At 67.2% G+C, this 13967-nt stretch carries 11 protein-coding genes; 9 read left to right on the forward strand and 2 right to left on the reverse strand.

Features of this window, described 5'->3' with window-relative positions:
* Positions 1–43: 43 nt before the first annotated feature.
* From NDI56_RS00300 to NDI56_RS00315, 4 genes are all read left to right on the forward strand, one after another.
* Positions 44–754: a DUF547 domain-containing protein gene (locus NDI56_RS00300; RefSeq protein WP_310917400.1), complete on the forward strand. Its 711-nt coding sequence runs from the start codon at positions 44–46 to the stop codon at positions 752–754.
* 61 nt (positions 755–815) lie between these two features.
* Complete coding sequence (locus tag NDI56_RS00305; protein WP_310917401.1) at positions 816–1217, forward strand: Rieske (2Fe-2S) protein; 402 nt, start codon at positions 816–818, stop codon at positions 1215–1217.
* A gap of 213 nt (positions 1218–1430) precedes the next feature.
* Positions 1431–1634, forward strand: coding sequence for a hypothetical protein (locus NDI56_RS00310; protein ID WP_310917402.1), 204 nt, complete (start codon positions 1431–1433; stop codon positions 1632–1634).
* Positions 1635–1786: 152 nt separating this feature from the next.
* Complete coding sequence (locus NDI56_RS00315; protein ID WP_310917403.1) at positions 1787–2443, forward strand: metal-dependent hydrolase; 657 nt, start codon at positions 1787–1789, stop codon at positions 2441–2443.
* A 5-nt stretch (positions 2444–2448) separates the two neighbouring features.
* Here NDI56_RS00315 and NDI56_RS00320 read toward each other — a convergent pair whose 3' ends face one another.
* Complete coding sequence (locus tag NDI56_RS00320; RefSeq protein ID WP_310917404.1) at positions 2449–4932, reverse strand: DNA topoisomerase I; 2484 nt, start codon at positions 4930–4932, stop codon at positions 2449–2451.
* A gap of 185 nt (positions 4933–5117) precedes the next feature.
* Here NDI56_RS00320 and NDI56_RS00325 point away from each other — a divergent pair, with 185 nt between their 5' ends.
* Positions 5118–5657, forward strand: coding sequence for a hypothetical protein (locus tag NDI56_RS00325; RefSeq protein ID WP_310917405.1), 540 nt, complete (start codon positions 5118–5120; stop codon positions 5655–5657).
* Positions 5658–5693: 36 nt separating this feature from the next.
* On the opposite strand, the gene gatB is transcribed toward NDI56_RS00325, so the two are convergent.
* Positions 5694–7211 carry an Asp-tRNA(Asn)/Glu-tRNA(Gln) amidotransferase subunit GatB gene (gatB, locus tag NDI56_RS00330; protein WP_310917407.1) on the reverse strand — a complete coding sequence of 506 codons (1518 nt, stop codon included), beginning with the start codon at positions 7209–7211 and terminating at the stop codon, positions 5694–5696.
* Positions 7212–7746: 535 nt separating this feature from the next.
* On the opposite strand from gatB, the gene NDI56_RS00335 reads away from it, so the two are divergent.
* The 4 genes from NDI56_RS00335 (at position 7747) to NDI56_RS00350 (ending at position 13960) form a co-directional block, all read left to right on the forward strand.
* Positions 7747–8835 (forward strand): GNAT family N-acetyltransferase, encoded by a 1089-nt coding sequence (locus NDI56_RS00335; protein ID WP_310917408.1) that lies wholly within the window; start codon positions 7747–7749, stop codon positions 8833–8835.
* Between the two features lie 183 nt (positions 8836–9018).
* Entirely contained in the window at positions 9019–9390 is a 372-nt protein-coding gene (locus NDI56_RS00340; protein WP_310917409.1) for a DUF7518 family protein, read from the forward strand.
* Positions 9391–9410: 20 nt separating this feature from the next.
* On the forward strand, positions 9411–13001 hold the full coding sequence (gene smc, locus NDI56_RS00345; protein ID WP_310917410.1) for a chromosome segregation protein SMC: 3591 nt from the start codon (positions 9411–9413) through the stop codon (positions 12999–13001).
* Positions 13001–13960: a segregation/condensation protein A gene (locus tag NDI56_RS00350; RefSeq protein WP_310917411.1), complete on the forward strand. Its 960-nt coding sequence runs from the start codon at positions 13001–13003 to the stop codon at positions 13958–13960. The genes smc and NDI56_RS00350 overlap by 1 nt, the downstream gene beginning before the upstream one ends.
* Positions 13961–13967 lie beyond the last annotated feature (7 nt).

Raw genomic sequence — 13967 nt, forward strand, 5'->3', positions numbered from 1 at the left:
CGCCCGCGGAAGTCTTTTTCACCGCGGGACCGTCCCGAGGAACATGGAGACGACCGGCGAGCGCTCGGCCACCCCGACCGCCCTCGCGGCGGACCTGCTGGTGGCGCTGCGGACCGGTGACGACCCCGGCCCGTTCCTGCGGGCGCTCGAATCGCTGTCGGAGGCCGACCTCGCGCCGGTCCGCTCGGACCGCGAGACGGCGCTCGCGTTCTGGCTGAACTGCTACAACGCCGGGACGACGCACCTGCTGGCCGAGCGGCCAGACCTCTACGAGTCGCGCTGGCGCTTCTTCCGCGCACCGGCGCTGTCGGTCGCCGGACACCCGCTGGGGCTGGACGACATCGAGCACGGCATCCTCCGGGGTTCGCGCTCGAAGTACGGGCTAGGCTACCTGCCGCGCCTGCTGCCCGACAGTTTCGAGCACCGCTACAGGCTCGACGCCGTCGACCCCCGCGTCCACTTCGCACTGCACTGCGGCGCGGCGAGCTGTCCGGCTATCCGGGCCTACGAGCCGGCCGCCGTCGACGACCAGCTCGACCTGGCGACGCGGACGTATCTCGACGCGACCGTCGAGCACGACCCCGAGGCGGGAACGGTTCGGGTACCCCGCGTCTTCCGGTGGTTCCCCGGCGACTTCGGCGGGCGGGCCGGGACGCGTGAGTTCCTGCGGCGGTACGGCCAGCTACCCGACGAGACGGCGAGCATCGACTATCTGGCGTGGGACTGGTCGCGGGAGGCGCCGACGTTCGTCTGAGAGGGCCTCCCGCGGTCGCGTGACCGCCACGGCTTAGCCCCTCGCGCCACTGCTTTCGAGCATGCACCAGCTCACCAGCGTCGAGCGGGTCCACGACGACGGTTCGTATCTGTTCACGGCCGAGGGTCCCCACGGCGCCCCGGAAGAGGTAATCGTGGTGCCCTGTGGGGAGGGCGTCGAGGCGTGGCGCAACCGCTGTACGCACGAGGACCAGCGCTTCGACACCGGACAGGGGGTGCCGATGCGCGACGGCGAGATTATCTGTCCCCGGCACGGCTCGCTGTTCGACGCCTGCGAGGGCGATTGCGACAACGGCGAGGCGGCCGGGACGACGCTGCCCGCCGTCGACCTCGCCGAGCGCCACGGCACCGTCTTCCTCGTCGACGACGACTACGAGTTCGCCCACGAGGGCGGCATCGACGACGACGAGGGGCCCAGCTCCACGTCGCATTTGGGGCTTTGACCGACGGTCACGCCGTGTGTTCCGAACTCGTGACCAGATGAGCGGAGATAGTCCAATTATTGAATCAAATGTGCAGCAAAAACAGTGGAGAAAAAGACTTTAGAGGACACGCGTCTAAGTAATAACCAGAAAGTGGCCGGTATCAAAACTCGCGGTCGGCCGCGTTCCGACGTGGACGCCCCGTGACGGTGACCGGTCATCACAGGTACAGCAATGGCCAGACACGATTACGATCTCCCGGCGGACTACGAGAAGCGGATTGCAGAGGGCACGATGAGCGACTGGTACACCCAGGAACGCGCCAAGCGACAGGCGCTGAAACAGGACACGAACTTCGAGCGGGAGTTCCTGGGGCTGCGCGACAGTATCGAGCGGCTGGTCGCGGCCGCCAGCGAGACAGTGAAGATAGAGCGCTGAGCGCGTCGCGTTCAGTCCCACCTTCGATCTGGGTCGTCCCACTGCGGCGCGTCGGTGTCGCCGGCCCAGCGGAGCGTGAGGGTCGCGGTGGTCGACACGACTGCCTTCTGACCCCGCGCCGTTATCTGTCTAGCTGCCTACATCACGTGTAGATGCCATCTCTGGTGGTCCACTACGCTTTCGTGGGACTGCTGGCGGCGACGGTACTCGGTGCCGCGTTCGACAGGCGCTCGCTGGCGCTCTCGCTCGTCGTCGTCACCATCCCGGACGTCGACGCGTTCATCGGGCTGTTCTGGTCGGTCGGCCACCGGGCGGCGACCACTAACCTCGTGATTCCGGCACTGGCGGGCGCGCTCGTCGCCGTCGACCTGTACGCGCGCGAGGAGTCGGTCATCCGCCGGCGATGGGGGGCCTACGGCGTCCGCGTCGCGTGGTTCTGTGTCGTCGTCTACGCCGTCGGCCACGTCTTCATGGACATGATAACGGGCGGTGCGAACCTCTTCTGGCCCCTCCACGACCAGTTCTATCGGGTTTCGGGCCGGCTGGAGATCTCCTCACAGCGGGGCCTCGTCCAGACGTTCGTCGATCTGGGTGAGTCGGGCCCGACGTTCGACGCCATGGGCGACTCCAGCGAGGTGCAGATGAGCACCGGCGTCGACCCCAACCCCGGCTCGGACGGGGCGAGCGACCAGCCCGTCGACCGGGTGTTCCCCGTCGTCCGGAGCGGCTGGCAGCTGTTCCTGCTGGTGTTCGGGACGCTCGGGACCGCCGCGCGCTTTGCCATCGGCTACGACCTCCCCGAGGAGTAGCGCGCTCAGGCTTCGAGTTCGGTCTGCCAGTCCCGGACCTGACTCGCGCTGACGCCCTGGACCTCGGCGGCGACGACGTCGGCGTCGGCCTCCCGGAGCGCGTCGAGCGAGTCCACGCCGGCCGCTTCCAGTTTCTCCGCGGTCGCGCCGCCGATACCGTTCAGGTCCTCGAGCTCCTCGACGGCGTTGCGCTCGCGGTACTCCTCGAAGTTACAGATGGGACAGCCGAGTTCCCACGGGTCGTCGCTGTCCGGGTCGATGACCAGCTCGGGGAGGTCGTGGTCCTCGCAGAACTCGTCGGTGACCTCGATGTCGCCGTTGCGGGGCAGCGGCAGGGAGTACTCGCAGTCGGGGTAGCGCGTACACCCCACCAGCCGGGAGCCCGACCGGAGGTGCTTGATAGCTAGCTCGCCGCCGTCCGGTTCGTGACAGTCGGGACACGGGCCGATGACCTCGTCGTCGCTCTCGTCGGCCTTCTCGGCCTCGCAGCGGGGACAGCCGTGGACGAAGGTGTCCCGGCCGGCGAGCATCTTCACGTGGTGCATCTCGTGGTCCTCGCACTCGTCGTCGAGCACGAGCGGCTCGCCGGTCGAGGGCAGCGGCAGGGTGTTGCGACAGTCGGGGAAGCCGTCACAGCCGACGAAATACGAGCCCTGCCGGGAGCGCCGGACCAGCATCACCTCGCCACACACCGGACACGGGCCGAGCGTCTTGTCGGCTTTCAGCGACTCCTGGAGGTGTTCGCCGATGTCCTCGCGGGAGTCCGCCAGTTCGTCGAACACCTTCTGGAGCATCTCCCGGGACTCGTCGGTCACGTCGTCGAGCGTCGCCTCGCCGTTGGCGATGCGGGTCATGTCCTGTTCCAGCTGAGCGGTCATGTCGTCGCTGACGACGCGGTCGGCGAACTCCTCGGCGGCCTCGACGACGGCCATCGCCAGCGTCGTCGGGCGGGGCGGGTCGCTCTCGATGTAGCCGCGCTCGTACAGCTTCTCGATGGAGTTGTGCCGGGTCGACTTCGTCCCGAGCCCCTTGGACTCCATGGTCTCGATGAGTCGGGACTGGCCGTAGCGACGGGGCGGCTGGGTCTGCTTGTCCTCCAGCCGGACATCGGACATCGCCAGCTCCTCGCCCTCCTCGACGTCGGGGACGTGGTTCTCGCTGGCGCTGGAGTAGGGGTACACCGCGTGGTAACCCGGCTCGACGAGCCGTTTGCCGTTGGCCTTCAGCGAGCGGCCGGCGGCCTCACAGACCACGCGCAGGCGCTCCCAGGTCGCGGCCTCGGCGACCGTCGCGAAGAACCGCCGGACGACGAGTTCGTACACCTCCCACTCGTCCTCGGAGAGCTCGGATTTGGGTGGTAGCTCGCCGGTCGGGTGGATGGGCGGGTGGTCGGTGGTCTCCTCGTCGCCCTCGGTGGCGACGATGTCGTCCTGTTCGAGCAGCGACTCGGCGTCCTCGCCGAAGTCGGGCGAGCTGACGAACGCGTCGAGCAGCTCGTCTTCCTCCAGGTCTTCCGGATAGACGGTGTTGTCCGTGCGCGGGTAGGTCATGTAGCCCGCGGTGTAGAGCTCCTCGGCGATGGACATCGCCCGCTGGGCGGAGTAGCCCAGCGAACTGGCCGCCGAGATGAACGCGGTCGTATTGAACGGCGTCGGCGGGCTGTCCGTTCGGGTCCGCCGGCGGACGCCGGTGACCGTCGCCGCGTCGACGCTCCGGAGGTCGGCGTAGGCGGCGTCGGCCGCGTCCTCGTCCCAGACGCGCTCGGCCTCGCTGCCGTCGTCGTCGTAGAAGTACTGGGCCTCGAAGGCCGAGTCGTCCTTCGTGATGTCGGCGAATATCTCCCAGTAGTCCTCGGGGTCGAACGCCTGGATCTCGCGTTCGCGGTCAACGATGAGCTTCAGCGTCGGCGACTGGACCCGACCCACGGAGATGAAGTCGTCGCCCAGTTGGCGCGCCGACAGCGAGAGAAAGCGGGTCAGCGCCGCGCCCCACACGAGGTCGATAATCTGGCGGGCCTCGCCCGCGGCCGCGAGGTCGAAGTCTATCTCGTCGGGGTCGGCGAAGGCCTCGCGGACCTCGCGTTCGGTGATCGAGGAGAAGCGCACCCGGGAGACGGGCACGTCGGTCACCTCGCGGATGAGCTCGTAGGCCTCCTTGCCGATGAGTTCGCCCTCGCGGTCGTAGTCTGTCGCGATGATGGCGCTCTCGGCCTTGCGAGCGAGCTGTTGCAGCGTCGTGACGATGTTCTCCTGGGTGGCCTCCTTTGTCACCTCGGCGTCGATGAGTTCGACCGGTTCCACGTCCCGCCAGTCGTTGTACTCCGGCGGGAAGTCCACGCCGACGACGTGACCCGACAGCCCGACGACGCGTTTCGTTCCCCAGCGGTAGACGTTGACCCCGTTGGCCCGCTCGGCCGACGCGCTCCCCTCGGAGAGGATTTCGGCGATGCGGCGGGCGGCGTTGTCCTTCTCCGTGATGATTAGCTCCATCGGACACCACCTGTTACTGGCATTAGGGGTCGCTACGCTCGGGGGCGTTCTAAAGACTTTCGGGAAACCGAACGACAGCGCGGGTACGGAGGCACACGCGGGCGTTCGCACCCGCGCACGCGAGAGATAGTCGGCGACGGCGCCGACTCCGATGGGCTCTTGCGTTCGTGCGCCAATCTCTCGGTATGGACAGTCGGACAGCCCGCATCCTCCGTGCGGTCGCCGCCGCCCTCGTCTTCGTCACGGCGGCGTACCACCTCTGGTGGGGGTTCCCGCGGAGCATCGTCTATCTGGCCGCGTTCGGGTCCGGCGTCCCGCCGGACCCGCGCCCGTTCCTCTTTGTCGCGCTCGGACTACTCCTACTGGCCGGTCCGTATCTCATCAGCTTCGACGTCGTGAGCCTGCGGACCGCCTACGTCGGCGGGGCGCTCCTGCTGGTCGGCTCCATCGCGGCGTGGGTGACGTGGCACGCCACCGGCCACGGGGCCTTCCTCGTCGACGGCTTCTCGGCGCCCGCGTCGGGCGGGGGCGGACACAGCCACGGGAGCCAGAACACCGTATTGCTCGTCCTCGACCACTTCAACACCGAACCGGTCGAAGCGGCTATCAAGGTGGTCGAGACCGCGGCGGTCGCTATCTTCGTGACGCTGCTACGGCTCGACCCGTCGGTCGCGTCCCGCGGTGGCGACGACCCGTCGGCTCAGGCCGACGCGAACGAGACGTAAGCCGTCCCCGGCGGACCGCTCTCCCCGTTCGTCGAACTACTCCTCCGCCAGTTCCTCGCGGAGCAGCCCGTTCACGTCACCGGGGTCCGCGCTCCCGCCCGTCTTCTGCATCACCTGACCGACGAGGAAGTTAAGTGCGCCGTCCTCGCCGTCGTAGTAGTCCTCGACGGCGTCGGGGTTCTCGTCGATGGCCTCCGCGACCGCGTCCTGCACTTCGTCGCCGGAGGTCTTGCCCAGCCCCTCGCGCTCGACGACGGTGTCGGGGTCCTCGCCCTCGTCCAGCATCTCCCGGAGGACAGTCTCGTGGGCGTTCTTGGCGGTTATCTCGTCCTCGTCGACGAGTTCCACGAGACGGGTGACCGCCTCGAAGCGGTCGTCGATATCGGTGACGGACATGTCCCGGTAGTTCAGTTCGCCGAGCAGGTTGTCGGCGACCCACGTCGAGGCGAGGTCGGCGTCGAACGCCTCGGCGACGTTCTCGAAGAAGTCCGCGACCTGCTTCGTGCTCGTCAGTTTCGAGGCCGCCTCGTCGCTGAGGCCGTACTCCGCCACGAACCGCTCGCGGCGGGCGTCGGGCAGTTCCGGGATGGCGATTTCGTCCTTCCACCCGGCGACCTGCAGCGGCGGGATGTCGGCCTCGCGGAAGTAGCGGTAGTCCTTCTCCTCCTCCTTCGACCGCATCGAGACGGTGTTGCCGTGCGTCTCGTTGAAGTGGCGGGTCTCCTGCTCGACCGCGCGGCCCGACTGGACGAGCTTGCGCTGGCGCGACTCCTCGAAGGCGAGGGCCTTCTCGGCGCCCTTGTGACTGGAGATGTTCTTGACCTCGGTGCGGTTGGCGTCTTCGAGGACCGACTCGTCGATGTGGCCGTCGTCGCCCACCTCGTCGGCGTCGACCATCGAGAGGTTCGCGTCGATGCGGAGGCTCCCGTCGCGGGTGGCGTCGAAGACACCGAGATACTCCAGTACTTCCTCCAGCTTTTCGAGGAACGCGCGGACCTCGCCCGGGGCACGGAAATCCGGCTCGGTGACGATCTCCATCAGGGGCGTCCCCGCGCGGTTGTAGTCTATCAGCGTGTAGTCGGCCCGCTCGATGGAGGTGGTCCGGGACTCGAGTGGCCCGCTGCCGTCCCGGACGTGTTTGATGGAGCCGGGGTCTTCCTCCAGGTGGGCGCGGCGGATGTCGACCGCGCGTCGCTCCCCCTCGACGGCGAACTCCAGTTCGCCCTCGGCGCAGATGGGGGCGTCGTACTGGGTTATCTGGAAGTTCTTGGGGAGGTCGGGGTAGTAGTAGTTCTTCCGGTGGAAGGTGGTCTCCTCGGGGATGTCGGCGTCGATCGCTTTCCCGACCTTGACCGCGGCCTCGACGGCGCCCTCGTTTACCACGGGCAGGGCGCCGGGCAGGCCCAGACAGACCGGACAGGTGTTGGTGTTGGGTTCCTCGCTCGGCTCGGTCGAACAGCCACAGAAGATCTTCGTCTCCGTCTCTAGCTGGACGTGGACCTCCAGCCCGATGACGGCCGCGAGTTCGCGGGACTCGGCGGCTTGTGCAGTCATTACCCCCGATTCGGCGCCCGCTGGCTAAAGCGTAACGACCCTGCCACGGGCCGGTGCCCGACGGACGACGGCGGGTCCCGTCCAAGGACCCAGAGCCCTCCCGGGACCGGTCGAGCGCCGGACGGGCCGGTCTGCTACTTCGGGAGCTCGGTAAGCACCGCCGAACCCTGCTGTGAACGCTGACCGCGAAGCGGAAAGACGGGCCGTGAGGGCGTCGGACACGATGCCGTCGTTCGCTGCCCATGGAGTATCCTCACGTTACCGACAGCGGCCGACGCCCATCCACACCGCGAGCGAGACGTGTCGGCACCGGCAGCCCACCCCCGGCGTCGCACCGCGCCCGACGGCGCTCACGGCGTCGATCGCCGGCACGAACCGACTGGAAAGCAACCGCTGACCGGACGGCCGGAGTTCCGTACCAGACTACTAACAAAGGGAGCCACTTGCCTCTCTCCGACAGCATGAACTGGGACCTGCACTGCACCGGACATAGCGCAGTCGGTACGCGAACTGATTCGACGGGGAGTCGCGTCCGATGGAACTGACGAGCGTGGCGGCGGGCCGCGCGGACGGCCGGCTCGCCACCGAGGTGTGTACGGACGACGCGGCGTGGGATGCGTTCGTCGACGCGAACGACGGCCCCGCCTACGCCCTGAGCGGGTGGCGCGAGGCCGTCGACGCCTACGGGCACGACCGCTGGCAGCTCGTGGCCCGCGACACCGAACGCGACGAACTGGTCGCCGCGCTCCCGCTGTATCACGTCGAGAGCCGTCTGTTCGGGTCGAAACTGCTGTCGCCCGCCTTCGCCGAACGGGGCGCGGTCGTCGTCGGCGAGGGCGCCGCCGAACAGGCGGTCGAACTGCTCCTCGACCAGACGATCCAGCTGGCCGACCGCCTCGACGTCGACAGTGTCAGCCTCCGGGGCGCACAGGTGGCCGGGACCGACGAGTTCGTCGAGAAGAACCGGTACGTCACGTTCCAGATAGACACGGCGGCGGGCGCCGACGCAGTCTGGGACGGCATCAAGGACAGTCGACAGCGACAGGTCGAGCAGGCCGGCGACGACGACTCGCTGCGGTTCTCGACCGGCAGCTCTCTCGACGACCTCAGGGAGTACTACGGGCTCTACCTCGAATCGATGCGAGGCCACGGGAGCCCGCCCCACTCGTTCGAGTTCTTCGAGCGGCTCTGGGAGTCGCTGTATCCGAACGGACAGCTCCGGTTGAGCACCGTCCACCGCGACGGCTCGCTCATCAACGGGATGATCGACCTCGCGGTCGGCGACACGGTCTACCAGTGGGGGGTCGTCAGCGACTACGAGTACCGCGACCTGAACGGCGGCAGCTTCCTGCTCTGGAAATCGCTCGACTGGGCCGCCCAGCAGGGGTACGACACCTACGAGTTCGGCCGAACGCGGGAAGGCTCGGGCGTCTACATGTTCAAGAAGAGCTTCGGCGGGTCGAAGACGTGGTACGACGACCTGCACTACTTCCCCGGGGGCAGCGAGACGCTGCAGGACCCCGAGGACGACAAGTACGACCGCGCGAAGGACATCTGGAAGCGCCTCCCGCTGCCAGTCACGCGGCTGGTCGGCCCGCAGGTGCGAAAGCGAATCGGCCTCTGACCGCCGGCGCGGTGACCGCAGTGAGACGGTCGCCGTCCGCTGTCACCCCCGAATTACGGGACTGTTTCGCGCCGTCACCCTCACCGCGACGGGCCGTCAGACGGGCTGTCGCGAGCGAATCTATCGGAATTCGTACCGGTGTCTGACGTACGTTTATGTGGGCGGACCGTCACTGTGTAGCATATGTGTGGTAACCGCGTCGAGGAGCTGGAAACGCGCGTCCAAGAACTCGAAGCCTCCGTCGAGGGGCTCACTGACGAACTCGTCGAGTGCAAGGTGCGCATTCGCGAACTCGAAAACACCGTCGACGAGCAGAACGGCTTCAGCCGGTCGCCGCCCGAGCAGGCCGGCGAGAAACCGGCGACCCAGCAGGCCGACGAGACGACCGACGCGGCGTCCACGGCCGACGAGGAGCAGACGACCGAGAGCGAGATTCTGGTCCCCGAATCCGGTACATCTAACACCGAGGCTCCCGAGGAAGCTGACAACACGGCCGATCCCGAGGCGGAGTCCGAGACCGAGGAGGACTCGGGCTCCGACATCATCGTCGCCTGAACGGGCGGCCACTCTACCGTATGCATATCAAAGAGCTCGTCCTCGACAACTTCAAGAGCTTCGGGCGGAAGACCCGAATCCCGTTCTACGAGGATTTTACCACGATTTCGGGCCCGAACGGCTCGGGCAAGTCCAACATCATCGACGCCGTTCTCTTCGCGCTCGGACTCGCCAGGACCTCCGGTATCCGCGCCGAGAAGCTGACCGACCTCATCTACAACCCGGGCCACGCCGACGAGGACGTGGAGCTCGCCGGCGAGCGCGAGGCCAGCGTCGAGGTCATTCTCGCCAACGACGACCGGACGGTCGAGCGGGCCCAGGTCGTCAACGCCGCCGGGACCGAGGACGTCGGCGACGTCGACGAGATATCTATCAAGCGCCGGGTCAAGGAGACCGAGGACAACTACTACTCCTACTACTACATCAACGGTCGCTCGGTCAACCTCTCGGACATCCAGAACCTGCTCGCACAGGCCGGGGTGACCCCGGAGGGGTACAACGTCGTCATGCAGGGCGACGTGACCGAGATCATCAACATGACCTCGGGCTCGCGCCGGGAGATAATCGACGAAATCGCTGGCGTCGCGCAGTTCGACGCGAAGAAGGCGGACGCCTTCGAGGAGCTCGAGGTCGTACAGGAGCGAATCGACGAGGCGGAGCTCCGTATCGAGGAGAAACAGGACCGGCTCGACCAGCTCGAAGACGAACGCGAGACCGCTCTCCAGTACCAGGAGCTGCGCGAACAGAAAGAGGAGTACGAGGGGTATCGGAAGGCCGCCGAACTCGAAGACAAACGCGAGGCGCTCGACGCGACCGAGGACGCCATCGACGAGCTCGAAAGCGAGCTGGCGGCGCTCCAGGAGGAGCTCGATAGCCGGCAGGGCAAGGTCGTCCGACTGGAGGACGAACTCCACGAGCTCAACAACGAGATAGAGCGCAAAGGCGAGGACGAACAGCTCGCCATCAAACGCGACATAGAGGAGATAAAGGGCGACATCTCGCGGCTGGAAGACAAGATCGCCAGCGCCGAGGCGGCCGTCGAGGACGCCGAGAACGAGCGCCGACAGGCGTTCGTCCAGATAGACCGCAAACAGGAGACCATCGACGAACTGGAGAGCGACATCCGCGAGACGAAAGTCGAGAAGTCGAACGTCAAAGCGGATATCGCGGGCAAGGAGAGCGAGCTGGCCGACGTCCAGGGGCGCATCGACGACATCGGCGAGGAGTTCGAGGAGATAAAGGACGAACTCGAGAGCAGACGCGAGACGCTCGAAGCGAAGAAGAGCGAGCGAAACGACCTCCAGCGCGAGCAGGACCGACTGCTGGACGAGGCCCGTCGCCGGTCCAACGAGGAAGACGAGAAGCGCACCGAAATCGAGGCTATCGAGGCCGAGATTCCGGCCCTCGAAGCCGACGTCGAGGACCTGGAGGCGGAACTGGAGAAAGCACGGAAGAACAAAGCCACTATCGGCGAGGTGGTCGACGACCTGCGGGCCGAGAAGCGCGAGCTCCAGTCCGACCTCGATTCCCTGGAAGACGAGATAAGCGCCAAACAGCAGGAGTACGCCGAGCTCGAAGCGAAGGCGGGCCAGGACGGGGACTCCTCGTACGGGCGCGCGGTGACGGCCATCCTGAACGCGGGCCGCGAGGGCGTCCACGGCACCGTCGGTCAGCTGGGCGGGGTCGACGCCGAGTACGCCACCGCCTGTGAGACCGCGGCCGGCGGTCGGCTGGCACACGTCGTCGTCGACGACGACGGCGTCGGCCAGTCGTGTATCGAGTACCTGAAATCGCGTTCGGCCGGGCGGGCGACCTTCCTGCCGATAACGCAGATGGGGAACCGGTCGCTGCCCTCGCTGCCGAACGAAGCGGGCGTCGTGGACTTCGCCTACAACCTCGTCGACTTCGACCCGGAGTACGCGGGCATCTTCTCGTACGTGCTCGGGGACACCGTCATCGTCGAGGACATGGCAACCGCCCGGGACCTGATGGGGAACTACCGCATGGTCACCCTGGAGGGCGACTTGGTCGAGAAGAGCGGCGCGATGACCGGGGGGTCGTCCTCGGGGACGCGCTACTCCTTCTCGGGCGGGGCCGGCCAGCTCGAACGGGTCGCGACGCGCATCACCGAACTGGAAGACGAGCGAGCGGACGTTCGCAGCGACCTCCGCGACGTGGAGGAGCGCCTCGACGACGCCCGGGACCGCGAGTCCGACGCCACCGAGCAGGTCCGTGACATCGAGAACGACATCGAGCAGACGGAGGGGGAGCTCGCGAGCAAGCGCGACCGAATCGAGACCCTCGAAGCGGCCATCGAGGAGATTTCCGACGACCGCGAGGCCGTGGCCGACGAGATGGACGAGCTCGAAGCCGACATCGAGACGGCCAACGAGGCTATCGCCGACATCGAGGCCGACATCGAGGAACTCGAATCGGAGGTCCAGGACTCCGAGCTACCCGCCCTCACCGACGAGCGCGAGGCGATTCGCGACGACATCGACGCGCTGGAGTCACGCGAGGACGACCTCGACGCGAAGCTGAACGAACTGCAACTGGAGAAACAGTACGCCGAGGACGCTATCGAGGAGCTTCACGACGACATCGAGGCCACGCAGAACCGCAAGGCCGAGAAGGAGGAGCGAATCGCGGAACTGGAGACGCGAGTCGCCGAGAAACGCGAGCGCAAAGCCGAGAAGGAGGCGTCCGTCGCCGACCTCGAAGAAGAGCTCGCCGAGCTCAAAGGCGAGCGCGAGGAGCTGCGCGAGGAGCTCCAGAGCGCAAAGGAGGCCCGCGACGAGCAGCAGTCACTGGTCACCGACGTCGAACGCGACCTCGAAGACGAGCGCGAAGACCGCGACCGGCTGGACTGGGAGATCGACGAACTCGAAGCCCAGGTCGGCGACTACGACCCCGAGGACGTGCCCGACCACGACACGGTCGAGTCCGAAATCGAACGGCTCACCGGCGAGATGGAGGCGCTCGAACCGGTCAACATGCGCGCGATAGAGGAGTACGACCGCGTGGCCGACGACCTCGCTGACCTAGAAGAGAAGAAGGGGACGCTCGTCGAGGAGGCCGACGGCATCCGCGAGCGCATCGACAGCTACGAACAGAAGAAGAAGGCGACGTTCATGGCGTCGTTCGACGAGATAAACGAGCAGTTCCAGGACATCTTCGAGCGGCTGTCGAACGGCACCGGCCACCTCCACCTGGAAGACGAGGACGACCCGTTCGAGGGCGGGCTGACGATGAAGGCCCAGCCCGGCGACAAGCCCATCCAGCGGCTGGCCGCGATGTCGGGCGGGGAGAAGTCACTGACCGCGCTCGCCTTCATCTTCGCCATCCAGCGCCACAACCCGGCGCCGTTCTACGCGCTCGACGAGGTCGACGCCTTCCTCGACGCGAAAAACGCCGACCTCGTGGGCGAGCTGGTCGACGAACTGGCCGGCGACGCCCAGTTCGTCGTCGTCTCCCACCGCTCGGCGCTGCTGGAACGCTCCGAGCGGGCCATCGGGGTTATGATGCAGGGCGACAACGTCTCGGCCGTGACCGGTATCGACCTCTCCGGGGACGGCCCCGACGAAGAGGACGAAGTGGTGGCAGACGACTGATGCCAGACATGACCGACGACATCCCGCTCGATATCACGGGCCACGAAGACCGCGAACGACCCGCCGAACAGTCCGACGTGGACCTGCTCACCGGTGACGCGGGTGTCGACGGGGCCGAGAGTGGCGCCGTACCCGGCTCCAGCGGAAGCGACGCCGCCACTGGGGACGGCGAGGACGACGACGCGCCCGAGCCGGTCGAGGTGCTGGTCCAGCTGGCCGACGACGGCGAGATAGACCCGTGGGACATCGACGTGGTGCAGGTGACCGACAAGTTCCTCGACGCTATCGACGGGAGCGACCTGCGCACCTCGGGTCGGGCGCTGTTTTACGCCTCCGTGCTCGTCCGGATGAAAAGCGACGCGATGCTGGGCACCGACGAGCCCGAGGAGGAGGCCGTCGAGCCGTGGGAGCGGGCGATGTCCGGCGACGACCCCATCGACGAGCCGGACCCGTTCGCGGCGCTGGAGTCGGAGATGGACCGCCGGCTGGAACGCCGCCGGGCCCGGGGGATGCCACAGACGCTCGACGAACTGGTCCGGGACCTGCGGGAGGCCGAGCGGGACAACTGGTGGAAGGAGTCCCGCGAGTACGACACCAGCGGCTCCCCGACGGGGTTCCAGCGCGGGACACAGGAGCTCGACTATCGGGGGGCCGACGACATGCGGCTGGACGACGAGCCCTCGGCGGCCGACGTGACCGGCACCGCCCACGGCGAGCAGATAGACGAGATAATCGAGGCCGTCTTCGCCGCGGTGCGAGAGCAGTACGACAAGGGCCGAGAGGAAGTGCTCTACCGCGAGGTCGAGGCCGCCGGCGGCTCGCGGGTGGAGACGTTCCTCGGCCTGCTCTTTCTGGCTCACCGCGGCCGCGTGGTCCTCCAGCAGGACGACCTCTTTGGCGACCTCTGGATACAGGACCCCGCCGCGGCGGGCGGCTCCGAGGAAGCGCTCGCGGACTGACTGTCTC

Origin of the sequence: Halomicroarcula saliterrae, assembly GCF_031624395.1 — an archaeon.
In the GTDB taxonomy this organism is placed as follows: domain Archaea; phylum Halobacteriota; class Halobacteria; order Halobacteriales; family Haloarculaceae; genus Haloarcula; species Haloarcula saliterrae.

Coding starts and splice junctions, on each gene's coding strand:
- NDI56_RS00300 (WP_310917400.1), top strand. CDS start 44: ATGGAGACGACCGGCGAGCGCTCGGCCACCCCGACCGCCCTCGCGGCG.
- NDI56_RS00305 (WP_310917401.1), top strand. CDS start 816: ATGCACCAGCTCACCAGCGTCGAGCGGGTCCACGACGACGGTTCGTAT.
- NDI56_RS00310 (WP_310917402.1), top strand. CDS start 1,431: ATGGCCAGACACGATTACGATCTCCCGGCGGACTACGAGAAGCGGATT.
- NDI56_RS00315 (WP_310917403.1), top strand. CDS start 1,787: ATGCCATCTCTGGTGGTCCACTACGCTTTCGTGGGACTGCTGGCGGCG.
- NDI56_RS00320 (WP_310917404.1), bottom strand. CDS start 4,932: ATGGAGCTAATCATCACGGAGAAGGACAACGCCGCCCGCCGCATCGCC.
- NDI56_RS00325 (WP_310917405.1), top strand. CDS start 5,118: ATGGACAGTCGGACAGCCCGCATCCTCCGTGCGGTCGCCGCCGCCCTC.
- gatB (WP_310917407.1), bottom strand. CDS start 7,211: ATGACTGCACAAGCCGCCGAGTCCCGCGAACTCGCGGCCGTCATCGGG.
- NDI56_RS00335 (WP_310917408.1), top strand. CDS start 7,747: ATGGAACTGACGAGCGTGGCGGCGGGCCGCGCGGACGGCCGGCTCGCC.
- NDI56_RS00340 (WP_310917409.1), top strand. CDS start 9,019: ATGTGTGGTAACCGCGTCGAGGAGCTGGAAACGCGCGTCCAAGAACTC.
- smc (WP_310917410.1), top strand. CDS start 9,411: ATGCATATCAAAGAGCTCGTCCTCGACAACTTCAAGAGCTTCGGGCGG.
- NDI56_RS00350 (WP_310917411.1), top strand. CDS start 13,001: ATGCCAGACATGACCGACGACATCCCGCTCGATATCACGGGCCACGAA.